This window comes from Streptomyces sp. NPDC057438 (assembly GCF_042802995.1).
Classification (GTDB): Bacteria; Actinomycetota; Actinomycetes; order Streptomycetales; family Streptomycetaceae; genus Streptomyces.
The window spans coordinates 1-20046 of sequence record NZ_JBHVDD010000101.1 but is presented as its reverse complement, the minus strand read 5'-3'; the positions used below and the strand labels follow the sequence as shown (position 1 = coordinate 20046).

19 protein-coding genes are annotated in these 20046 nt (G+C 72.3%); 11 read left to right on the top strand and 8 right to left on the bottom strand.

The genetic code is table 11. From position 1 onward, the window contains the following. Positions 1 to 45: 45 nt before the first annotated feature. Complete coding sequence (locus ACFU5F_RS36350; protein ID WP_383896969.1) at positions 46 to 1050, bottom strand: DMT family transporter; 1005 nt, start codon at positions 1048 to 1050, stop codon at positions 46 to 48. Between ACFU5F_RS36350 and ACFU5F_RS36345 the strand changes: the two genes are divergently transcribed. The 3 genes from ACFU5F_RS36345 (at position 1049) to ACFU5F_RS36335 (ending at position 3627) form a co-directional block, all read left to right on the top strand. After that, the gene (locus ACFU5F_RS36345) at positions 1049 to 2491 is read left to right on the top strand and encodes a PLP-dependent aminotransferase family protein (protein ID WP_383896966.1); all 1443 of its coding nucleotides are present in this window, start codon (positions 1049 to 1051) and stop codon (positions 2489 to 2491) included. The genes ACFU5F_RS36350 and ACFU5F_RS36345 overlap by 2 nt on opposite strands. Positions 2492 to 2508: 17 nt before the next feature. Continuing rightward, positions 2509 to 2946 (top strand): GNAT family N-acetyltransferase, encoded by a 438-nt coding sequence (locus tag ACFU5F_RS36340; RefSeq protein ID WP_383896964.1) that lies wholly within the window; start codon positions 2509 to 2511, stop codon positions 2944 to 2946. A 105-nt stretch (positions 2947 to 3051) separates the two neighbouring features. Then, positions 3052 to 3627 carry a histidine phosphatase family protein gene (locus ACFU5F_RS36335; protein ID WP_383896961.1) on the top strand — a complete coding sequence of 192 codons (576 nt, stop codon included), beginning with the start codon at positions 3052 to 3054 and terminating at the stop codon, positions 3625 to 3627. Between the two features lie 15 nt (positions 3628 to 3642). Here the strand turns inward: ACFU5F_RS36335 and ACFU5F_RS36330 are convergent, their stop codons facing one another. Next, positions 3643 to 4092 (bottom strand): DUF6314 family protein, encoded by a 450-nt coding sequence (locus ACFU5F_RS36330; protein WP_383896958.1) that lies wholly within the window; start codon positions 4090 to 4092, stop codon positions 3643 to 3645. 160 nt (positions 4093 to 4252) lie between these two features. On the opposite strand from ACFU5F_RS36330, the gene ACFU5F_RS36325 reads away from it, so the two are divergent. Beyond that, the gene (locus ACFU5F_RS36325; RefSeq protein ID WP_383896956.1) at positions 4253 to 6736 is read left to right on the top strand and encodes an alpha-L-arabinofuranosidase C-terminal domain-containing protein; all 2484 of its coding nucleotides are present in this window, start codon (positions 4253 to 4255) and stop codon (positions 6734 to 6736) included. 57 nt (positions 6737 to 6793) lie between these two features. On the opposite strand, the gene ACFU5F_RS36320 is transcribed toward ACFU5F_RS36325, so the two are convergent. Then, positions 6794 to 7552, bottom strand: coding sequence for a LysR substrate-binding domain-containing protein (locus tag ACFU5F_RS36320; RefSeq protein ID WP_383896953.1), 759 nt, complete (start codon positions 7550 to 7552; stop codon positions 6794 to 6796). A gap of 102 nt (positions 7553 to 7654) precedes the next feature. On the opposite strand from ACFU5F_RS36320, the gene ACFU5F_RS36315 reads away from it, so the two are divergent. After that, positions 7655 to 8059, top strand: a complete 405-nt coding sequence (locus ACFU5F_RS36315) for a DUF5997 family protein (protein ID WP_383896950.1) — start codon at positions 7655 to 7657, stop codon at positions 8057 to 8059. A 95-nt stretch (positions 8060 to 8154) separates the two neighbouring features. Then, positions 8155 to 9678 (top strand): hypothetical protein, encoded by a 1524-nt coding sequence (locus ACFU5F_RS36310; protein WP_383896947.1) that lies wholly within the window; start codon positions 8155 to 8157, stop codon positions 9676 to 9678. A 96-nt stretch (positions 9679 to 9774) separates the two neighbouring features. On the opposite strand, the gene ACFU5F_RS36305 is transcribed toward ACFU5F_RS36310, so the two are convergent. Further along, positions 9775 to 10518, bottom strand: a complete 744-nt coding sequence (locus ACFU5F_RS36305) for a VOC family protein (RefSeq protein WP_383896944.1) — start codon at positions 10516 to 10518, stop codon at positions 9775 to 9777. Positions 10519 to 10675: 157 nt separating this feature from the next. Between ACFU5F_RS36305 and argC the strand changes: the two genes are divergently transcribed. From argC to ACFU5F_RS36280, 5 genes are read left to right on the top strand one after another with little or no spacing between them, the layout of a single operon-like run. Further along, positions 10676 to 11707 (top strand): N-acetyl-gamma-glutamyl-phosphate reductase, encoded by a 1032-nt coding sequence (gene argC / locus ACFU5F_RS36300; RefSeq protein ID WP_383896941.1) that lies wholly within the window; start codon positions 10676 to 10678, stop codon positions 11705 to 11707. After that, positions 11704 to 12858 (top strand): bifunctional glutamate N-acetyltransferase/amino-acid acetyltransferase ArgJ, encoded by a 1155-nt coding sequence (argJ, locus tag ACFU5F_RS36295; protein ID WP_383896938.1) that lies wholly within the window; start codon positions 11704 to 11706, stop codon positions 12856 to 12858. Before argC ends, argJ begins: the two co-directional genes overlap by 4 nt. Further along, on the top strand, positions 12855 to 13763 hold the full coding sequence (gene argB / locus ACFU5F_RS36290; protein WP_383896935.1) for an acetylglutamate kinase: 909 nt from the start codon (positions 12855 to 12857) through the stop codon (positions 13761 to 13763). The genes argJ and argB overlap by 4 nt, the downstream gene beginning before the upstream one ends. Then, the gene (locus ACFU5F_RS36285) at positions 13760 to 14977 is read left to right on the top strand and encodes an acetylornithine transaminase (RefSeq protein ID WP_383896932.1); all 1218 of its coding nucleotides are present in this window, start codon (positions 13760 to 13762) and stop codon (positions 14975 to 14977) included. The genes argB and ACFU5F_RS36285 overlap by 4 nt, the downstream gene beginning before the upstream one ends. 7 nt (positions 14978 to 14984) lie before the next feature. Further along, complete coding sequence (locus ACFU5F_RS36280) at positions 14985 to 15521, top strand: arginine repressor (RefSeq protein ID WP_383896929.1); 537 nt, start codon at positions 14985 to 14987, stop codon at positions 15519 to 15521. 172 nt (positions 15522 to 15693) lie between these two features. Here ACFU5F_RS36280 and ACFU5F_RS36275 read toward each other — a convergent pair whose 3' ends face one another. The 4 genes from ACFU5F_RS36275 to ACFU5F_RS36260 form a co-directional block, all read right to left on the bottom strand. Next, a complete protein-coding gene (locus ACFU5F_RS36275) occupies positions 15694 to 16488 on the bottom strand; it encodes an FAD:protein FMN transferase (RefSeq protein WP_383896926.1) in 795 nt (264 codons plus the stop codon). A gap of 4 nt (positions 16489 to 16492) precedes the next feature. After that, positions 16493 to 17572 carry an FMN-binding protein gene (locus ACFU5F_RS36270; protein ID WP_383896923.1) on the bottom strand — a complete coding sequence of 360 codons (1080 nt, stop codon included), beginning with the start codon at positions 17570 to 17572 and terminating at the stop codon, positions 16493 to 16495. Positions 17573 to 17773: 201 nt separating this feature from the next. Next, complete coding sequence (locus ACFU5F_RS36265) at positions 17774 to 19111, bottom strand: ferric reductase-like transmembrane domain-containing protein (RefSeq protein ID WP_383896994.1); 1338 nt, start codon at positions 19109 to 19111, stop codon at positions 17774 to 17776. A gap of 191 nt (positions 19112 to 19302) precedes the next feature. Next, on the bottom strand, positions 19303 to 19890 hold the full coding sequence (locus tag ACFU5F_RS36260; RefSeq protein ID WP_383896920.1) for a pyridoxamine 5'-phosphate oxidase family protein: 588 nt from the start codon (positions 19888 to 19890) through the stop codon (positions 19303 to 19305). Between the last annotated feature and the right edge of the window lie 156 nt (positions 19891 to 20046).

The following is a 20046-nucleotide window of genomic DNA, read 5'->3' as shown; positions in this document are numbered from 1 at the left end:
GCGGCGCCGGTCGGACCGGTGTGTGCGACGGGTTCCCGGACTTCCTCAGGCGGAGGAACGCTGGGTGACCGCGATGCAGACCAGTACGGCGGCGGCCGTCAGGGGAGCGGCCGGGGTGAGCTGCTCGCCCAGGAGCAGCACCGACCACACCAGTGTGAGCAGCGGCTGCGCCAGTTGCAACTGGCTGGCCTTCGGTATGCCGATCGCCGCCATGCCCCGGTACCACACCACGAGCCCCAGGAACTGGGACCCGGCCGCCACCCACAGCAGCCCGGCCACGCCGTGCGCGCTCAGCTGGACCGGCTCGTGGGACAGGGCCAGCAGGGCGCCCGCCACGCTCAGCGGCAGACACAGCACCAGGGCCCAGCCGATGACCTGCCAGCCGGGCATCACCCGGGCCAGCCGGCCGCCCTCGGTGTAGCCGGCCGCGCAGACCAGCAGGGCGGCGAAGAGATACAGGTCGGCGGCGGTCAGGGCGCCGCCGCTCTGCGTCACGGTGAAGGCGATGACGGCGGCCGCCCCGGCGAGGGCGGCGGTCCAGAAGGTGCGCGAGGGGCGCGTGCCCATGCGCAGCGCCGAGAACAGCGCCGTCGTCAACGGCAGCAGGCCGACCACCACGGCGGCGTGCGCGGTGGTCGAGGTCCGCAGCGCGAGCGTGGTCAGCAGCGGGAAGCCCAGGACGACGCCGGCGGCCACCACCGCGAGCCCCGCCCAGTGCCGGCGGGCGGGCGGCCGTACCCGCAGGGCCAGCAGACAGCTCCCCGCGATGACGGCGGCGAGGACGCTGCGCACGGCGACGAGCGAGAAGGGGCCGAAGCTCTCCAGACCCCAGGCGGTGGCCGGGAAGGTGAGGGAGAAGGCAGTGACGCCGAGGGCGGCCTGGAGGGTGCCGCCCGCGCGGGTGCGGGGGACGGCCGCGCCGGCGCCGGACGGCAGGGTCCCGGCGTCGGCCGGTCGTGGCTCGGCGGGTACCGGTCGCGATCCGCCGGCCTCCGGTCCGCCGTCCACCGCTACTGAACGATGAGCGATAGCGCTACTCTTAACTCTCATGCACGAGCGTAGCAGTGGTGCGGAACTGGCGGAACAGCTCAGGAAGGAGTTGGACCGCTACTCACCCGGAGGAAAGCTGCCATCGAGCCGGGCGCTTGTCGAGCGCTTCAGGGTGAGCCCGGTGACCGTCTCGCGCGCCCTGGCGCACCTCGCCGCCGAGGGGCTCGTGGTGACCCGGCCCGGGGCGGGCGCCTTCAAGGCGCGGCCGCGCGAGAGCGCGGCGCCGGCGGGGGACACCTCCTGGCAGGAGGTCGCGCTGAGCGCGGACGGCAGCGCCGAGCCGTCACCCCGCACCGTGGACGCCTCCGGGGTGCTGGTCTCCCTCGCCTCTCCGCCTCCCGGCGTGATCGAGTTCAACAGCGGCTATCTGCACCCCTCCCTGCAGCCGGAGCAGGCCATGGGCGCGGCCCTGTCGCGCGCCGGGCGGCGGCCCGGAGTGTGGGCCCGGCCGCCGGTCGAGGGGGTGCCCGAACTGCGGGAGTGGTTCGCGCGGAGCATCGGCGGGGCGATCACCGCCGCCGAGGTGATCGTCGCGGCCGGCGGCCAGTCCGCCCTGACCACCGCCCTGCGCGCCCTCGCGCCGCCCGGAGCGCCGGTGCTCGTCGAATCGCCCACCTATCCGGGCATGCTGGCGATCGCGCGGGCTGCCGGGCTCCGGCCGGTGCCCGTGCCGGTGGACGCGGACGGGGTCAGGCCCGCCCTGCTCGCCGACGCGTTCAGGGCCTCCGGCGCCCGGGTCTTCGTCTGCCAGCCGCTCTTCCAGAACCCCACCGGCGCCGTCCTCTCGGTGGAGCGCCGGGGCGAGGTGCTGCGGATCGCCCGCGGGGCGGGGGCCTTCGTCGTGGAGGACGACTTCGTCCGCCGGCTCGTGCACGAGGACGCCGGCCCCCTGCCCGCGCCCCTGGCGGCCGAGGACCCCGACGGCGTGGTCGTGCACGTCTCCTCGCTCACGAAGGCCACCTCGCCCAGCTTCCGGGTGGGTGCCCTGGCCGCCCGGGGGCCGGTCCTGGAACGGCTGCGGGCCATCCAGGTCGTCGACACCTTCTTCGTCCCGCGCCCCCTCCAGGAGGCGGCCCTCGAACTCGTCGGCTCCCCCGCCTGGCCCCGGCATCTGCGGGCGGTCTCCCGGGAGTTGCGCAACCGCCGGGACGCGCTCACCACCGAGCTGCGGATGCGCCTGCCCGAACTCGCGCTGCCCCACATCCCCTCCGGCGGCTACCACCTGTGGCTGCGCCTGCCCGACGGCACCGACGAGCCGGCCCTGGTCGCCGGGGCCCTGCGCGCGGGTGTCGCCGTCACCCCCGGCCGCCCCTACTTCAGCGCGGAACCCCCGGCCGGACACCTGCGGTTGAGCTTCGCGGGCGTCGCGGGGGCCGGGGAGATCGCGGAAGGGGTACGGCGGCTGGCGACGGCCGTAAACGGTTCGACAGCAGGCCTCTGACCTGCGAACGTCCAGCCATGAACGACGATGCCGCCCTCCCCGGGGGCTACGAGATGTCCGACGACCCCGCCCGCCTGGACGTGGCACGGATCCACCACTGGCTGTCCACCGACGCGTACTGGGCCCTCGGCCGCCCCCGTGAGAAGCTGGAGAGCGCGATCCGCGGATCCCTCAACTTCGGGGTGTACGAGGAGGGTTCGGGGCAGCAGGTCGCGTACGCCCGGGTGGTGACCGACCGGGCCACGTTCGCCTGGCTCTGCGACGTGTACGTCGACCCGTCGGTGCGCGGGAAGGGGCTGGGCACCGCCATGGTCGCGGCCGTCCGCGACCACCTGCGGCCGTACGGGCTGCGGCGCGTCCTGCTCGCCACGCACGACGCGCACGGGGTCTACGCCAAGCTCGGGTTCGAGCCGCTCGCCGAGCCCGACCGCTGGATGGCGCTGGTGTCCGAGTGAGGGCCAAGGGCGGGGACGACTGCTTCGGGTGCGCGCCGCTATACCCCTGGTAACTCCTGAGTAACGCCTCTTGACCTGCGCAGTCTCCCGTTCCACCATCGCCGCATGCCACTTCGGGTCACGTTCGTCGCCGCCGCGCGCTGCTCCTCGCTGCTCGCGGAACGTTTCGAGGACGACCGGCCGCTGGACCAGGCCGGCTGGGACGAAGTACAGCGCGCCGCCCATGAGCTGGTGCCCCTGGCGGCGGCCGAGCTGCGCTACTGCTCGCCCACACCCCGCAGCCGGGCCACCGGGGACGCCCTCGGCTACGCCCCGCTGGCCCAGCCCGCGCTGCGGGACTGCGACATGGGCCGCTGGCGCGGTTTCACCCTCGGCGAGGCCATGGCGCGTGAGCCCTCGGCGGTGGACGCCTGGCTCGCCGACCCCCGCTCCACACCGCACGGCGGGGAGTCGCTGATCACCTTCATCTCCCGCATCGGCGGCTGGCTGGAGACCCGGCCCGCCGAGGAAGGGTGCCGGATCGTCGCCGTGGCCGAGCCGTCCGTCCTGCGCGCCGCCCTGGTCTACGCGCTCAAGGCGCCGCCGTCGTCGTACTGGAACATGGACGTCGGCCCCCTGTCGACGGTCACGGTCGCGGGTCACGCGGGCCGCTGGAACCTGCGGCTGGGCGCCGCGCGGTAGACGGGCGCCGGCTTCTCAGCGTGCGCGCTCGCGAGTCAGGTCGGTGACCAGGAGCTGGTCCTTCGCGGGGCCGCCGACCCGCCAGCGCGTCCGCCAGTGGTCCTCGCCGTGGACCTCGAACTCGCCCCGGTAGAGATCGGCGGCGCACGGATGGTCCGTGCGCCAGTGGCCGGTGGTCAGGTCCAGGTCGTGGAAGGGGCGGCCGTCGCCGAAACGGACGTCCACCGCGCCGGGGGTGGAGCCCGGCAGGAAGCGCAGGGTGCGTTCGGCGGGGCGGGGGACGCCCTGCCACACGAAAGTTCCGGTCTCCCGGTGGAGCAGCCCACCGTCGTTCAGCGGGCTGAAAACGGTTCTGCCCGTGAACACCCCCTCGGCCCCGCTCGTGAGGTCCCGCACGGATCGCAGGACCCGCCAGCCGCCGGAGAGATACGCCAGCGCATCGTGAACTGGCAGGAAATCGCCCATCCGTCCTTCACTTCCGACACTTTCGGTACCGCGCGACCCGTTGACGCCCATCTGGTCACCTCCCTATCTTGCCGTTCGATGTGCTGATCATTGTCTGATATTTCGAACAACTCCCTGTCCCTCATGCCCCCATACCCCCACCCCGAGCCGCGGAGTATTCATGTCACGCAGCACCCGCGCCCGTTGGCGAGTCGGTCTCACCGCCACCGCCCTCGTGACGACGGCCGCCCTGATCCCGGCGCCCGCGCACGCCGAGGACGTCACCGACTACGCGATCACCGTCGACCCCTCCACCGAGGGCGCGACGATCGACGACACGATGTACGGCGTCTTCTTCGAGGACATCAACCGGGCCGCCGACGGCGGTCTGTACGCCGAGCTGGTGCAGAACCGGTCCTTCGAGTACTCGACCGCCGACAACCGCGCCTACACCCCCCTCACCTCCTGGGCCGTCGACGGCACCGCCCGGGTCGTGAACGACGCCGGCCGGCTCAATGAACGCAACCGCAACTACCTGTCCCTGGGCGCTGGTTCGGCCGTCACCAACGCCGGCTACAACACCGGGATCCGCGTCGAGAAGGGCGAGCGGTACGACTTCTCCGTGTGGGCACGCGCCGACAGCCGTACGACGCTGACCGTCTCCCTCCAGGACGCGGACGGCGCCCTCGCCGAGGCCGCCGAGGTCACGGTCAAGGGCGGCTGGGCCAAGTACAAGGTCCGCCTGCGGGCGACGCGGACCAGCTCCGACGGCCGGCTGACCGTCGCCACCGCGGGTGCCGCCGCCCTCGACGAGGTCTCCCTCTTCCCGCGCGACACCTACAAGGGCCACAAGAACGGTCTGCGCGAGGACCTCGCCGAGAAGATCGCCGCACTTGAGCCCGGTTTCGTCCGCTTCCCCGGCGGCTGTCTCGTCAACACCGGTTCCATGCAGGACTACAGCGCGGCCTCGAACTGGGAGCGCCAGCGCTCCTACCAGTGGAAGGACACCATCGGCCCCGTCGAGCAGCGCGCCACCAACTCCAACTTCTGGGGCTACAACCAGAGTTACGGGCTCGGCTACTACGAGTACTTCCAGTTCTCCGAGGACATCGGCGCGATGCCGCTGCCCGTGGTGCCCGCCCTGGTCACCGGCTGCGGCCAGAACCGGGCCACCGAGGACGAGGCCCTGCTCCAGCGGCACATCCAGGACACCCTCGACCTCATCGAGTTCGCCAATGGCCCCGTGACCAGCGAGTGGGGCGCCAAGCGCGCCGAGATGGGCCACCCGGAACCCTTCCACCTCACCCACCTCGCCGTCGGCAACGAGGAGAACCTGCCGAACGAGTTCTTCGCCCGCTTCCAGAAGTTCCGGGCCGCCATCGCGGCGAAGTACCCCGACATCACGGTGATCTCGAACTCCGGCCCCGACGACACGGGAGCCACCTTCGACACCGCGTGGAAGCTGAACCGCGACGCCGGCGTCGACATGGTCGACGAGCACTACTACAACAGCCCCCAGTGGTTCCTCCAGAACAACGACCGCTACGACTCCTACGACCGCGGCGGCCCGAAGGTCTTCCTCGGTGAGTACGCCTCCCAGGGCAACGCCTTCAAGAACGCCCTCTCCGAAGCCGCGTTCATGACCGGCCTGGAGCGCAACGCCGACATCGTGAAACTCGCCTCCTACGCACCGCTCCTCGCCAACGAGGACTACGTGCAGTGGAGCCCCGACATGATCTGGTTCAACAACCGGGCCTCGTGGAACTCCGCCAACTACGAGATCCAGAAGCTTTTCATGAACAACGTCGGCGACCGCGTGGTCCCGTCGACGGCCACCGGCACCCCCGCGCTCTCCGGCCCCATCACCGGAGCCGTGGGCCTGTCCACCTGGGCGACGACGGCGGCGTACGACGACGTGAAGGTGACCGCGGCCGACGGCACCAGCCTGCTCACCGACGACTTCGGCGGTGACGCCTCGAAGTGGACCCACACCGGCAGGGGCAGCTGGAGCATCCAGGACGGGCAGTACACCCAGACCGACGTGGCCGCCGAGAACACCATGGTGTCGGCCGGGGACACCGCCTGGCACGACTACGACCTGAAGGTGAAGGCCACCAAGAAGGCGGGCAAGGAGGGCTTCCTCGTCGCCTTCGGCGTCAAGGACACCGGAAACTACTACTGGTGGAACCTCGGTGGCTGGAACAACACCACCAGCGCGGTCGAGCAGGCGGTGGACGGCGGCAAGTCCTCGCTGATCTCCAAGCCGGGCACGATCGAGACGGGCCGTGCCTACGACGTCGAGGTCAAGGTGCGCGGGCGCAAGGTGACCCTGCTGCTCGACGGCAAGGAGTGGGGCAGCTTCACCGACGACAAGCCGGCCGAGCCGTTCCGCCAGGTCGTGACGCGGGACGCAAAGACCGGTGAGCTGATCGTCAAGGTCGTCAACGCGCAGTCGTCGGCGGCGCGTACGTCCATCGACCTCGGGACCGCGCGGGTGCGTTCCACCGCCCACGTGACCACGTTGACGGCGGCGCCGGAGGCGGTGAACACGGAGACGGCCACACCGGTCGCGCCGGCGAGGTCCACGTTCGGCGGGGTGGCCGAGAAGTTCAGCTACACCTTCCCGGCGAACTCCGTGACGTTCCTGCGGATCAAGAAGCGATGAGGGGACCGGGGCCCCTGCGCGGCCGGGAGCGGTGAGGAGGCCGCGGACCCGGTGGGTCTAGGAGCGGCGGCGGGGTTTCCCGGTCCTGCCGCCGCTCCTGGCGTTCCTGCCGCCGGACGAGCCGCCCCGGGGGGCGCGAGCGGCCGGCTTGCCCGTGCCGGTGCGCTGGGGCTTCTTCGGTGGCTTCTTCTCCTCCGGTGGCTTCACGCGGCCGCGTGAGCTGTTGACCGTACGGCCCCGGACGATGCCGATGAAGTCCTCGACCAGGTCGGTCGTCGCCTCCTGCGGCCAGGACAGGGCGACGCGGGATTCGGGGGCGTCCGCGACCGGGCGGTAGGTGAGGTCCTTGCGGTGGTGGAGTCGGGCCAGCGACTGGGGGACGACGAGCAGCCCGATCCCGGCCGCCACCAGCTCGATCGCGTCCGCCGTGGTCGCGGGACGCTCGAACGCCGGCTCTCCCGGCGGCCGCTCCCAGCCGAGGGTGTCGTCGAGAGGATGCAGGACGACCTCGTCCGCCAGGTCCCCGGTGGTCACCTCGTCGACCGCCGCGACCACGTGGTCCTTGGGGACGACGACGACCGTGGTCTCGGTGTAGAGGGGGATCGCGCTGAGATCGTCACGGTCCACCGGCAGCCGTACGAGACCGGCGTCGGCGCCGCCGTCCCGCAGCACGCCGAACGCCTCGGCGGGGGAGACCTGGAGGAGGGTCAGGGGGACGTCGGGCAACCGCTCGTTCCAGATCCGCACCCACTTGGTGGGCGTCACTCCCGGGACGTACGCGAGCCGGAACGAAGGGGATGCTTCCGAGCCTGTCACAGCACCAGGCTAACGGGCCGGGACACGGGCCCGGTCATCGCGGGCGGTGAACCGGGGGCGGTCGTGGTCGGCGGTCGTGCACACGGTCGATACCCTTGACCCATGACGTCGCACCAGACCACCCAGACCATGAAGCCCGCCACCGCGGCGAAGAAACTGGGTGTGTACCTCCAGGCCACGCCCGCCGAGTTCCAGGAGGGCGTCGTCACCCGCGCCGAGCTGACCGCGCTCCAGACGAACCCGCCCGCCTGGCTCGAGGAGCTGCGCCGCAACGGCCCGCACCCGCGCCCCGTGGTCGCCGAGAGGCTGGGCGTCTCCATCGCGGGCCTCGCGCGCGGCGGGGTCACCGAGGCCCTCACCACCGAGCAGATCGAGGCCCTCCGGCAGGACGGCCCGGAGTGGCTGCGCAAGGAGCGTGCCACCCAGGCCGAGGTTCGCAAGGAAGGCGCCCGCATCAAGAAGCGCAACGCCGAGCGGGCGGCCCGCTCGGACGACCGCCGTTCCTGACCCGGCCGCCGCTCTCGGCCAGGTCCGGCCCACGGGTCCCGCGACCGGCGGAAATTCGTGAGCCGTCCGGCGGGGGGCCGGGGCAGGATGCCCCCGTGAACCATCTCCTGTGCGGGCTCGCCGCCAATCCGGCGCTGCCGGCCGAGCTGGTCGACCGGCTCGTCGCGCTGGCGGACGACGAGGTCGACCACCACCTCACCGGCCGGGACGACCTCAGCCACGCGCAGACGCTCAGGCTGGCCGGGCGCAGTGAGCTGAACGGTGTGCCCCTGGCGTACCGAGGCCGGTTGACCGCCGCCGACGTCGACCCCACCGCCCAGCCGCGCGTCGCCCTCGCCCTGCTCGACGAGGGCACCGGCGATCCCGCGTGGGCCCGGCTCCTCGTGGCGGATCCGGTGGTCGACCACCGGGAGAGGCTGGCCGCCTGCCCCGGTCTGCCGGCGGACGTGGTGGAGACCCTCGTGGCCGATCAGGACATAGGGGTCGTCGTGGAACTGGCCCGGTGGGCCGCGCCCGACGTGGCCGCCCGACTCGCCCGCCACCCCCATGCCGAGGTCCGCCGGGCGGTGGCGGCCAACGCGTCGGCGCCGCCGGACGTGCTGGCGGCGCTCGTCGGCGGGGAGGGGCTGCCGCCCGCGCGGAACTGCCTGGTCTGCGACCGCGACGCGCCGCCGTTCATGCACGGCCCGGACTGCCCGCGGAGCGACTGCGAGCTGCGGCCGGGCGCCTCCTGTGACGGCTCCCACGAATCCACCGCGCTGGACACCCTGTGGGCGGCCCTGGAGAACCCGGCCACACCGGCGCACGCGGTCGCGGATCTCGCCGACCACCCCTCGGCGGCGCTGCGCCGGGCTCTCGCCGCCCGTCCCGGCCTGCCCCCGCGGACGTACGCCCGGCTCGCCGAGGACCCCACCCCCGGCGTCCGCGCCGAACTCGCCGAGAACCCCGCGCTCGACCGCGCCCTGATGCTCATGTCGGCCGCCGACAGCTCCCCCGACGTGCGGCGTGCCCTCGCGCACAACCCGCGGGTGCCGCTCGACGTGCTCACCCGCGTGGCCACCGGCACCCGGATCGGCGGCACCCTGCTGCCGCGGATCGCCGCGGCAGCGCCCGCCGAGGTGGAGGAGCTGGCGAAGTCGCCGCACGAGGTCGTCCGGATGCTCCTGGCGCGGCGGCGTGATCTGCCGGCCGCGATCGGTGCCAGGCTGGCCGACGACTCCGACGCCAAGGTCGCCGCGTCCGTCGCCGCGCACCCCGGCCTCGGTGCGGAGCGGCTGCGGACCATGGTCGACCGGCACGGTGTCCAGGTCATCGCCCGGGTGGCCGCCAACCCGGACGCCACCCCGGAACTCCTGGAGCACGTCTCCCGGCACAGCCCTCCGGCCCGCAGGGCCCTGCGCGAGATCGCCCGCCATCCCCGTGCGACGGCACCGGCCCTGCTGGCCTGCCTGGCGGACGAGCGGGCGAAACCCCTGGCCGCCGCCCACCCGGCACTCCCGCCGCAGGTCGTCACGGCCCTGCTGACCGACCCCGACCCACAAGTGGCCGAAGCCGCGGCCGCCAACCCCGCGCTCCCGCCCTCCGCGATGCGGAGACTGGCAGCGGAACTGCTGCCCTAGAGGCGGACGGCGGGCGAAGGTCCGGCCGTGTCCGCCGAAAGGCCGTCCGGGCGGGAGCCGCGTCAGGAAGGGGCAGCGTCAGGAACGGGCGCCGCGTCAGGAGCGGGCGAGGACGCAGAACGCGTGGCCCTCCGGGTCCGCCAGGCACCGCCACGGCACATCGCCCTGGCCGACGTCGAGGTCGGTGGCGCCGAGGGCCCGCAGCCGGGTCAACTCCGCCTCGTGGTCGTCGCCGGGGAACCGCAGCAGGTCGAGATGGACGCGGTCCGGCCCGGTCCGAGCGCCGGGCGTACGGAGGAACTCCAGGAACGGGCCGGTGTCCCCGGCGGAGCGCAGCACCGCGTGGTCGTCGCCGGCCTCGCGCAGGGTCCAGTCCGTGGCCGCCTCCCAGAACCGCGCCATGGCCCGCGGATCCACGCAGTCGACCACCACCGCGGCGATCGGTCCGGTGTCGCGGTAGACCTCCCGGGGCTCCAGCACGCAGAAAACGTTGCCCTCCGGGTCGGCGAGGACCGTCCACGGCACCTCGCCCTGGCCCACGTCGGCGGGTGTCGCGCCGAGGGCCAGCAGGCGTTCGACCAGCTCCCGCTGATGCGCCGCGGAGGTGGTGGCAAGATCGAGATGCATTCGGTTCTTCGAAGCCGTCGACCCGGCTTCCGGTACGGCGATGACATCGACCCCCACGCCGACCGGATCACGCCAATCGAAACCGGCGGGCTGGACGGCGGTCGCGCCCGATCCCGAACCGGAGACACTCCAGCCGAGCGCCCGCGCCCAGAACCGGCCGAGCGCCGCATCGTCCACAGCCTTGATGTTCACCTGAACAGGTCGCAGAGCCATGCCGACGATCCTAGGCAACACCCGGTGACCGGATCCGCGCCGAGCCGGGCCGGGAGGGACCCCGCGCTTTTCGGCCGTGCCCCCGTGCGCTGCCTCGACGAAGATTGCATAAACGTGCAGCGAAACGTATAGTCATGCCATCCAGGAGGAGGATTCCATGGCGGCGGTACGTGTGGCGGTGGCGGGAGCGAGTGGTTATGCGGGCGGCGAAGTGCTGCGCCTGCTGCTCGCGCACCCCGAGGTGGAGATCGGTGCGCTGACCGGCAGTTCGAACGCGGGCCGACGGCTGGGCGGGCTCCAGCCGCATCTGCTGCCCCTGGCCGACCGGGTGCTCCAGGAGACGACGCCGGAGGCCCTGGCCGGGCACGACGTCGTGTTCCTCGCGCTGCCGCACGGGCAGTCCGCGGCCGTGGCCGAACAGCTCGGCCCGGAGGTGCTCGTCATCGACATGGGCGCCGACTTCCGGCTCAGGGACCCGGCCGACTGGGAGCGCTTCTACGGCTCGCCCCACGCCGGGACCTGGCCCTACGGCCTCCCCGAACTTCCGGGTGCCCGCGCCGCGCTGGAGGGGTCCAAGCGCATCGCGGTACCCGGTTGCTACCCCACGGCCGTCACCCTGGCCCTGTTCCCGGCGTACGCCGCGGGCCTCGCCGAGAACGAGGCCGTGATCGTCGCCGCCTCCGGCACCTCCGGCGCCGGCAAGGCGCCCAAGACGCACCTGCTGGGCAGCGAGGTCATGGGGTCGATGACCCCGTACGGCGTCGGCGGCGGCCACCGGCACACGCCCGAGGTGATGCAGAACCTCGGCGGTGTCGCCGGCGAGCCGGTCACCGTCTCCTTCACCCCGACCCTCGCCCCCATGTCCCGCGGCATCCTCGCCACGTGCAGCGCCAAGGCGAGGCCCGGCGTCACCGCCGACTCCGTGCGCGCCGCGTACGAGAAGGCCTTCGCCGACGAGCCGTTCGTCCACCTGCTCCCCGAGGGGCAGTGGCCCGCCACGGCGTCCGTCCACGGTTCCAACGCCGTTCAGATCCAGGTCGCGTACGACGAGGCCGCGGGCCGCGTCATCGCGATCAGCGCCATCGACAACCTCACCAAGGGCACCGCCGGTGGCGCCCTCCAGAGCATGAACATCGCCCTCGGACTCCACGAGACGACGGGGCTTTCGACGATCGGAGTCGCACCGTGAGCGTGACGGCAGCCAAGGGATTCTCGGCGGCGGGCATCGCCGCCGGGATCAAGGAGAACGGAAACCCGGACCTGGCCCTCGTGGTCAACCACGGGCCCCGCCTCACCGCCGCGGGCGTCTTCACCTCCAACCGCGTCAAGGCGGCACCCGTCCTCTGGTCCGAGCAGGTGCTGAAGGGCGGCCAGGTCTCCGCCGTCGTCCTCAACTCCGGCGGAGCCAACGCCTGTACGGGCCCGAAGGGCTTCCAGGACACCCATGCGACCGCCGAGAAGGCCGCGGAGGTCCTCGACGGCCACAGCGCGGGCGAGATCGCCGTCGCCTCCACCGGCCTCATCGGCGTACTCCTGCCCATGGACAAGCTGCTCCCGGGCGTCGAGACGGCGGCCGCGCAGCTCTCCGAGCACGGCGGTGAGAAGGCGGCGATCGCCATCAAGACCACCGACACCGTGCACAAGACGTCCGTCGTGACGAAGGACGGCTGGACGGTCGGCGGGATGGCGAAGGGGGCGGGCATGCTCGCGCCCGGACTCGCCACCATGCTCGTCGTCCTGACCACCGACGCCGACCTGGAGAGCGACGTGCTCGACCGGGCCCTGCGGGCCGCCACCCGGGTCACCTTCGACCGCGTCGACTCCGACGGCTGCATGTCCACCAACGACACCGTGCTGCTGCTCGCCTCCGGTGCCTCCCAGGTCACCCCCGGGGAGGAGGAGTTCGCGGAGGCCGTCCGCGCGGTCTGCGACGACCTGGGCCAGCAGCTGATCCGGGATGCCGAGGGCGCCAGCAAGGACATCAGGATCGAGGTCGTGAACGCCGCGACCGAGGCCGACGCCGTCGAGGTGGGCCGCTCCGTCGCCCGCAACAACCTCCTCAAGTGCGCCCTGCACGGCGAGGATCCCAACTGGGGCCGGGTCCTGTCCGCCATCGGCACCACGTCCGCCGCCTTCGAGGCCGACCGGCTCAACGTCGCCATCAACGGCGTCTGGGTCTGCAAGAACGGCGGCGTCGGCGAGGACCGCGACAAGGTCGACATGCGCTACCGGGAGGTCCACATCGTCGCCGACCTCGCCGCCGGGTCCGAGACCGCCACCATCTGGACCAACGACCTCACCGCGGACTACGTCCACGAGAACAGCGCGTACTCGTCATGAGCGGCACGCGGAAGCACACCGCCCTCCCCAAGGCCCAGATCCTCATCGAAGCGCTCCCCTGGCTGACCCGTCACAACGGCAAGACGGTCGTCATCAAGTTCGGCGGCAACGCCATGATCGACGAGGACCTCAAGGCCGCCTTCGCCCAGGACGTCGTCTTCCTGCGGCACGCCGGCCTCAACGTGGTCGTCGTGCACGGCGGCGGCCCGCAGATCAGCGCCGCCCTCGACCGGCACGGCATCGTCAGCGAGTTCAGGGCCGGCCTGCGCGTCACCACCGAGGACGCCATGGACGTCGTCCGCATGGTGCTCGCCGGACAGGTCCAGCGCGAACTGGTCGGCCTGCTCAACCAGCACGGACCGCTCGCCGTCGGACTGACCGGCGAGGACGCCCACACCATCACCGCCACCAGGCACCAGCCCGAGATCGACGGGGAGTTGATCGACATCGGGCGGGTGGGTGAGATCACCGCGATCGACACGGGCGCGATCGAGGCACTGCTCGCCGACGGCCGTATCCCGGTCGTCTCGTCGATCGCCCGTAGCCAGGACGACGGACATGTCTACAACGTCAATGCTGATACGGCGGCTGCGGCACTCGCTGCTGCTCTTGACGCCGAAACCCTCATGGTCCTCACGGACGTCGAGGGCCTCTACGAGGACTGGCCGAACAGCGACGAGGTGATCAGCCGCCTCACCGCCTCCCAGCTGGAGAAGCTGCTGCCGGACCTGTCCTCCGGCATGGTGCCGAAGATGCAGGGCTGCCTGCACGCCGTACGCAACGGCGTCCAGACCGCCCGTGTCATCGACGGCCGGGTCCAGCACTCGATCCTGCTGGAGATCTTCACCGACGAGGGCATCGGCACGATGGTCGTGCCGGACGTGGAACAGGGGGACGCCGTATGACCGCCAACGAGGAGCTGACCCAGCGCTGGCGGGGCTCGCTCATGGACAACTACGGCACCCCGAAGCTCTCGCTCGTCCGCGGGGCGGGCAGCAGGGTGTGGGACGCCGACGGCAAGGAGTACGTCGACTACGTCGGCGGTATCGCGGTCAACGCGCTCGGCCACGCCCACCCGGCGGTCGTCGAGGCCGTCAGCACCCAGATCGCCTCCCTCGGCCATGTCTCCAACCTGTTCGTCGCCCAGCCCCCCGTGGCCCTCGCCGAACGGCTGCTGGAGCTGTTCGGCCGCGACGGCAAGGTTTTCTTCTGCAACTCGGGCGCCGAGGCCAACGAGGCCGCCTTCAAGATCGGTCGGCTCACCGGCCGGACCCACATGGTCGCGACCGACGGCGGCTTCCACGGCCGCACCATGGGCGCGCTCGCCCTCACCGGCCAGCCCGGCAAGCAGACCGGCTTCCACCCGCTGCCCGGTGACGTCACCCACGTCCCGTTCGGCGACGCGCAGGCCCTGGCCGCCGCGGTCACCGAGGAGACGGCCCTCGTCATCATCGAGCCCGTGCAGGGCGAGAAGGGCGTGGTGGTCCCGCCGGCCGGCTATCTGAAGGCGGCGCGGGCCATCACGGCCGCCACCGGCTCGCTGCTCGTCCTCGACGAGGTGCAGACCGGCGTGGGCCGGACCGGGCACTGGTTCGAGTACCAGGCGCACGAGGGCGTCCTGCCGGACGTCGTCACCCTCGCCAAGGGCCTCGGCGGCGGACTGCCGATCGGCGCGACCGTCGCGTTCGGGCGGACCGCCGAGCTGCTGCGGCCCGGACAGCACGGCACCACGTTCGGCGGCAACCCGGTCGCCTGCGCCGCCGGACTCGCCGTCCTGGAGACCATCCGGGCGGAGGGCCTGCTGGAGAACGTCAAGCGGCAGAGCGAGAAGCTGCGCGAGGGCATCGAGTCGCTCGGGGACCCGATGATCGACCACGTCCGCGGCGCGGGCCTGCTGCTGGGTATCGTGCTCACCGAGCCGCTCGCGCCCCTGGCGCAACAGGCCGCACAGGACGCCGGATTCCTGGTGAACGCGCCCGCCCCCGATGTCGTACGGCTGATGCCCGCGCTCAATGTGGCGGACGCGGAGGTGGACGCCCTCCTCCGGGCGCTGCCCGGCATCCTGGGCGCGGCACGGGCGGCACACGAAGCCAGCGGGGACGGACGAGCCGGAGAATGAGACGACGATGAGCCAGGCGCAGGAGCACGACCAGGCGGGGCCCGCCGTGCCGCAGACCCGCACCGCACGCCACCGGCGGATCGTGGACATCCTCAACCGGCAACCCGTGCGGTCGCAGAGCCAGTTGGCGAAGCTGCTGTCCGACGACGGGCTGAACGTCACCCAGGCGACGCTCAGCCGGGACCTGGACGAGCTGAACGCGGTGAAGATCCGCAACACCGACGGCGACCTGATCTACGCGGTACCGAGCGAGGGGGGATTCCGGACCCCCCGGGCGCCGCTGGGAGGGTCGGCCAAGGAGGAGCGGATGCGGCGGCTCTCCGCGGAGCTGCTGATCTCCGCGGAGGCCTCGGCGAACCTGGTGGTGCTCCGGACACCGCCGGGCGCGGCCCAGTTCCTGGCTTCGGCCATCGACCAGGCGGAGCTGCACGACATCCTGGGGACGATCGCGGGCGACGACACGTTGCTGCTGATCAGCCGCGATCCGGTGGGCGGCCAGGCGTTGGCGGACCACCTGCTGAGGCTCGCCCAGAACGGGCACTGAGGGCTGCCGGGGGCGGCTACGGGGAGACCGGGTTCGCGGGGACGCCGGGGGCGGGTGATACGTGGCTGGTCGCGCGGAGAGTGGGGGAAGGGGGGCGCGACGGCACCCCGCAAGCGCCGGTGAGCGAAACCCCGGCCCGACCAGCGACAGCACCGGCCCAGCACCGCCCCGCTCAACCCAGCCGCGCGGCCAGCCCTCCCGTGCAGCGGACCTCGTCGCCCGCCGTGATCAGCAGCGCCTCCGTGTCCTCCAGCGACTCCAGCCAGGCAAGGCCCTCGCGGGACCCCATGGCGAAGGCGGCCGTGGCCCAGCAGTCGGCCCAGGTGAGGCTGGGGGCCACCACCGTCACCGAGACCAGGTCGGTCACCGCGGACTTCCCGGTGCGGGGGTCGACGATGTGCGCGCCCCGCTCGGCCGTGCCGGACGTGGCCACCGCCAGACGGTCCGCGCCGGCGGCGGTGACGACGGCCGCGAGTCCCCCCGGGCGCAGGGGGTCCGCCACGCCGACGCGCCACGGCCGCTCCGGGCCGGGGACACCGCACAACTGGACGTCTCCGCCCCCGTTCACGTTCACCCCGGTCGCCCCGGCCTCGACCAGCAGCCGGGCGGCCCGTTCGGTGGCCCACCCCTTCACGAGCCCGGTCGGGTCGAAGCGGCCCTCGTACGTGGCACTGAACCAGCCACCGCTCGCCCGCTCGGCCTCGGCGCACAGGTCGAGCACCTCGCCGACCTCGGGAGCGCACTCCTCGATCGTCACCTCGCCCCGCGCGAGCCGGGAGATCTGACTCTGTTCGCGGTAGGTGCTGAACACCTCGTTCACGGCGTGGAGTCCGGCCACCGCCTCGTCGAGCGCGGCCCTGACCGCGGCGGGCTCGCCTCCCCGTACGTCGAACGAGAAGACGGTGCCCATGACCTCCTCGGTGTGCCGCAACTGGGCGGGCGCGGGTGCTCCGACGGGTTCGGCCATCGGGTCAGCCCGCCTGGTCCAGGGCGGACTGGAGGGACTGCTTGTAGCCGCCGCTGGTGTATGTGGCGCCCGAGACAGCATCGATGTCAGCGCTCCCCGCCGAGACGGCGTTCTTGTTGAGCTGGGGGATGGCGGTACCGCTGATCTGGGTGGAGCGGCCCCCGCTGGGCTGCTGCAGCGCCTCGGCGTTCGTGATCCTGCCGTCGGTCACCGTGATCCGGACCTGGACCGGCCCGTAGTCCGTCTTGACGGCGGAGCCCGTGAGCACCTGCGTGCCCGTCGCCTGCCCGGCCCCGGACTTCTCGGCCTCGCCGCCCGCGTCCTGCGCGTCGCCGCCCGCCTCGACCTCGGTGCCCGAGTCCTGCGCCTTGCCGGCCTGGTCGAGGGCGGACTGGAGGGACTCCTTGTAGCCCGCGCTGGTGTAGGTGGCGCCGGAGACGGCGTCGATGTCGGCGCTGCCCGCCGCCACGGCCGCCTGGTTCAGCTTCGGCACCGAGTCGCCGGTGATCTGGGTGGAACGGCCGCCGCTCGGCGCCTGTACGGTCTCGGCCTTGGTGATCTTGCCGCCGCTGACCGTGATCCGGACCTGGACCGGCCCGTAGTCGGTCTGGACGGTGGTGCCCGTGAGCACCTGGGCGCCCGAGTCCTGCGCCTTGCCGGCCTGGTCGAGGGCGGACTGGAGGGACTCCTTGTAGCCCGCGCTGGTGTAGGTGGCGCCCGAGACGGCGTCGATGTCGGCGCTGCCCGCCGTCACCGCCGCCTGGTTCAGCTTCGGGATGGCGTCGCCGCTGATCTGGGTGGAGCGGCCCCCGCTGGGCTGCTGCACGGCCTCGGACTTGGTGATCTTGCCGCCGTCGACGGTGATCCGGACCTGGACGGGGCCGTACTCGGTGTCGACGGCGGAACCCGTCAGGGTCTGCGCGCCCGCCGCCACCCCGCCCTGCGCCGAAGGGACGCCTCCGGCCGCCCCGGCCTGAACCGACCCGGCGTCCGAAGCCGGCTTCAGCGACAGCAGCAGCACGATGCCGGACACGGTGGCGGCGGTGGCGAGCAGGGTCCGCCGGATGGGGTGGCTCTTCTTCATCGCTCCTTCAGCTCCTGAAATGTGAAGTCTCGCGGGGGAGACCCGTGGGGCGAACCCGTGGGGAAACCCATGGCCAGAACGTCGGGGTGGGCAGATCCTGGTGACCTGCCGCAGGGACGGTCCTCGGACCTACGGCTGGAACGGTCCGGGGACGGACGGCTGGGACGGCCGGGCGGGCGGGGCCCACGCACGGCGGTCCGCTCACATCTCGAACGACTCGTGATGGATACGGCGGGTCGGGACGCCCGCACCGCGCAGCGCCTCGTAGACGCCCTGCGCGAAGCCGGGCGGCCCGCACAGGAAGACGTCGTGGCTCTCGATGTCCGGGATCTTGCGGCGCAGGGAGTCCGGCGAGATGTCCGGGCGTTCGCCCTCCGGGCTGTTCACCGCGTACATCAGCCGCGCCCCGCGCTCCTCGGCGATCTGCGCCAGCTCGTCCCACAGGGCCAGGTCCTGGGTGCTGTTGGCCCGGTAGAGCAGCGTCAGGTCCCCGGCCGCGCCGGGCAGCGTCTCGAACAGGGCCCGCATCGGCGTGATGCCCACACCGCCGGCGACCAGCAGCACCTTGCCCCGGCTGCGCTTGCCGGCCGTGAGCGCCCCGTACGGGCCCTCCGCCCACACCCGGACACCGGGCTCCAGGTCGCGCAGGGCCGAGCTGTGGTCGCCGATCGCCTTGACCGTGATGCGCAGCATGTTCGGGCGGGGCGCCGCCGACAGCGAGTACGGGTGCGAGCTGAACCGCATGCCCGGCGAGAGGAACCGCCAGCGGAAGAACTGTCCGGCCTCCGCTCCCATCCGGTGCAGCTTGCGTCCGCTCATCAGCACCGACACGATGCCGGGCGACTCCTCGATGACCGCCTCGACCCGCAGCCGGTGCTTCAGGTTCAGCTTGACCGGGCAGATGATCCGGTACCAGACCACCAGCGCGGTCACCGTGCCGTACAGCGCGTACCAACCGGTCTTCGCGGCGGGTGTGGCGGCGAACTCGTTGCCGGTGGTGATCTGGTGCCAGAAGGTCAGGAAGGTGGCCGCGTACGTCAGCAGGTGCGTGTGGTACCAGAGGTCGTACGGGATCCGCTTGCGCACCGGGCCGATCGAGATGAGCCCGATGAACACCAGCAGACCGGTGCCGATGGCGGCCTTGCCCATGTCCGGCAGCTGGTTGATCGAGTCGATCGTCTGCTGGAGGATCGCGGTGTGGGTGAGGCCGGCCTGGAGGGCGTACCCGTACATCGTGAGGACCACGTGCGCGACGACCAGGCAGAGTGTGTAGCGGCCGGTCATCGCGTGCCAGCGGGCCACCCGGTCGGAGCCGACCCGCCGTTCCAGCGCGGGCACCCGCGCCATCTGGAGCACCACCAGGGCCATCAGGTACCCGGCGAGCAGGCCCGTGATCCGCCCGGCGTTCACCATCTTGCTGCCCTGGTCCGCGATGGACGCGGTGTTGTCCCACCACAGCCACACCACCGCGGCCGCGCCCGCCCAGAAGGCGATGAGCAGCGGGACGGCGGGAGAACGACGAGGTCGGATGCGGCGCATCGTCTGGCGGCGCGCGGCGCGACCTCCGGCGATCGTGGACACGGTTCCTCCGTGGTGGGCTGGACCCTTGGCCCACACGTACGTGCAGGGAGTGCCGTGTGTTCAACCGTGTGAACAACTCGCCGCGCGGGAGGACCGGTGACGTGGGAGGGGCCGCGCCTCCCACGCGCCTGTGGGGTGTCAGCCGCGTGTCAGCCGCCGGAGGGCGGCAGGGGCAACGGCAGTCCGGGAAGCCCGTCCAGGCTGGTCGCGATGTGCTCCTTGGAGCCGAAGTAGGCACTGAGCGAGGAGTCGTCCTCGCGCGCGAAGCGCCTGCCGTGCAGGTCGCGGTCGTCCTCGTACGCCATGAACGGCACGGCGTAGCCGCAGCTGTCGCGGATGCGCTCGGCGCGGACCACGATGACGGCGCGCAGGCCGTGCGGGGCGGGGTCGATGTCGGGGAAGCGGGCGAGGAGCCCGGCGAAGCGCGGATCGTCGCGGAAGACGGCCTCACCCGTGCCGTGCACCCGCACGATGGTGGGCGGGCCCTGGAAGGCGCACCACATGAGGGTGATCCGGCCGTTCTCGCGCAGGTGGGCGATCGTCTCCGCGTTGGAGCCCGCGAAGTCCAGGTAGGCCACGGTGAGTTCGTCGAGGACCACGAACGAACCCCGCAGCCCCTTGGGGGAGAGGTTGACCGTGCCGTCGGCCGACAGGGGGGCCGACGCGGTGAAGAAGAGGGGCTGGGCCTCGATGAAGGTCCGGAGGCGGCCGTCGATGCGCTCGTAAGTCTTTCCCATGTCTAACGATTATTGACGGAAAAACTTCGCCTGTCTAACGAATTGGTCGGAGAAGCAGGCGCGAAAGCGGGCCGCCGAACGGGCGCGGAAACGCGAATTCCGGGCGGGTCCCCTTGCGGGGATCCACCCGGAACCGGGTCTTCCGTGGCCGCCCCG

What these genes read in the sequence shown, in the direction of transcription:
- ACFU5F_RS36275 (WP_383896926.1), bottom strand. Translation starts at nt 16,488, where the DNA reads ATGGCCGAACCCGTCGGAGCACCCGCGCCCGCCCAGTTGCGGCACACC.
- ACFU5F_RS36265 (WP_383896994.1), bottom strand. Translation starts at nt 19,111, where the DNA reads ATGCGCCGCATCCGACCTCGTCGTTCTCCCGCCGTCCCGCTGCTCATC.
- ACFU5F_RS36345 (WP_383896966.1), top strand. Translation starts at nt 1,049, where the DNA reads ATGCACGAGCGTAGCAGTGGTGCGGAACTGGCGGAACAGCTCAGGAAG.
- ACFU5F_RS36325 (WP_383896956.1), top strand. Translation starts at nt 4,253, where the DNA reads ATGTCACGCAGCACCCGCGCCCGTTGGCGAGTCGGTCTCACCGCCACC.
- ACFU5F_RS36330 (WP_383896958.1), bottom strand. Translation starts at nt 4,092, where the DNA reads ATGGGCGATTTCCTGCCAGTTCACGATGCGCTGGCGTATCTCTCCGGC.
- ACFU5F_RS36285 (WP_383896932.1), top strand. Translation starts at nt 13,760, where the DNA reads ATGACCGCCAACGAGGAGCTGACCCAGCGCTGGCGGGGCTCGCTCATG.
- ACFU5F_RS36280 (WP_383896929.1), top strand. Translation starts at nt 14,985, where the DNA reads ATGAGCCAGGCGCAGGAGCACGACCAGGCGGGGCCCGCCGTGCCGCAG.
- ACFU5F_RS36315 (WP_383896950.1), top strand. Translation starts at nt 7,655, where the DNA reads ATGACGTCGCACCAGACCACCCAGACCATGAAGCCCGCCACCGCGGCG.
- ACFU5F_RS36335 (WP_383896961.1), top strand. Translation starts at nt 3,052, where the DNA reads ATGCCACTTCGGGTCACGTTCGTCGCCGCCGCGCGCTGCTCCTCGCTG.
- ACFU5F_RS36350 (WP_383896969.1), bottom strand. Translation starts at nt 1,050, where the DNA reads ATGAGAGTTAAGAGTAGCGCTATCGCTCATCGTTCAGTAGCGGTGGAC.
- ACFU5F_RS36340 (WP_383896964.1), top strand. Translation starts at nt 2,509, where the DNA reads ATGAACGACGATGCCGCCCTCCCCGGGGGCTACGAGATGTCCGACGAC.
- ACFU5F_RS36260 (WP_383896920.1), bottom strand. Translation starts at nt 19,890, where the DNA reads ATGGGAAAGACTTACGAGCGCATCGACGGCCGCCTCCGGACCTTCATC.
- ACFU5F_RS36270 (WP_383896923.1), bottom strand. Translation starts at nt 17,572, where the DNA reads ATGAAGAAGAGCCACCCCATCCGGCGGACCCTGCTCGCCACCGCCGCC.
- argC (WP_383896941.1), top strand. Translation starts at nt 10,676, where the DNA reads ATGGCGGCGGTACGTGTGGCGGTGGCGGGAGCGAGTGGTTATGCGGGC.
- ACFU5F_RS36305 (WP_383896944.1), bottom strand. Translation starts at nt 10,518, where the DNA reads ATGGCTCTGCGACCTGTTCAGGTGAACATCAAGGCTGTGGACGATGCG.
- argB (WP_383896935.1), top strand. Translation starts at nt 12,855, where the DNA reads ATGAGCGGCACGCGGAAGCACACCGCCCTCCCCAAGGCCCAGATCCTC.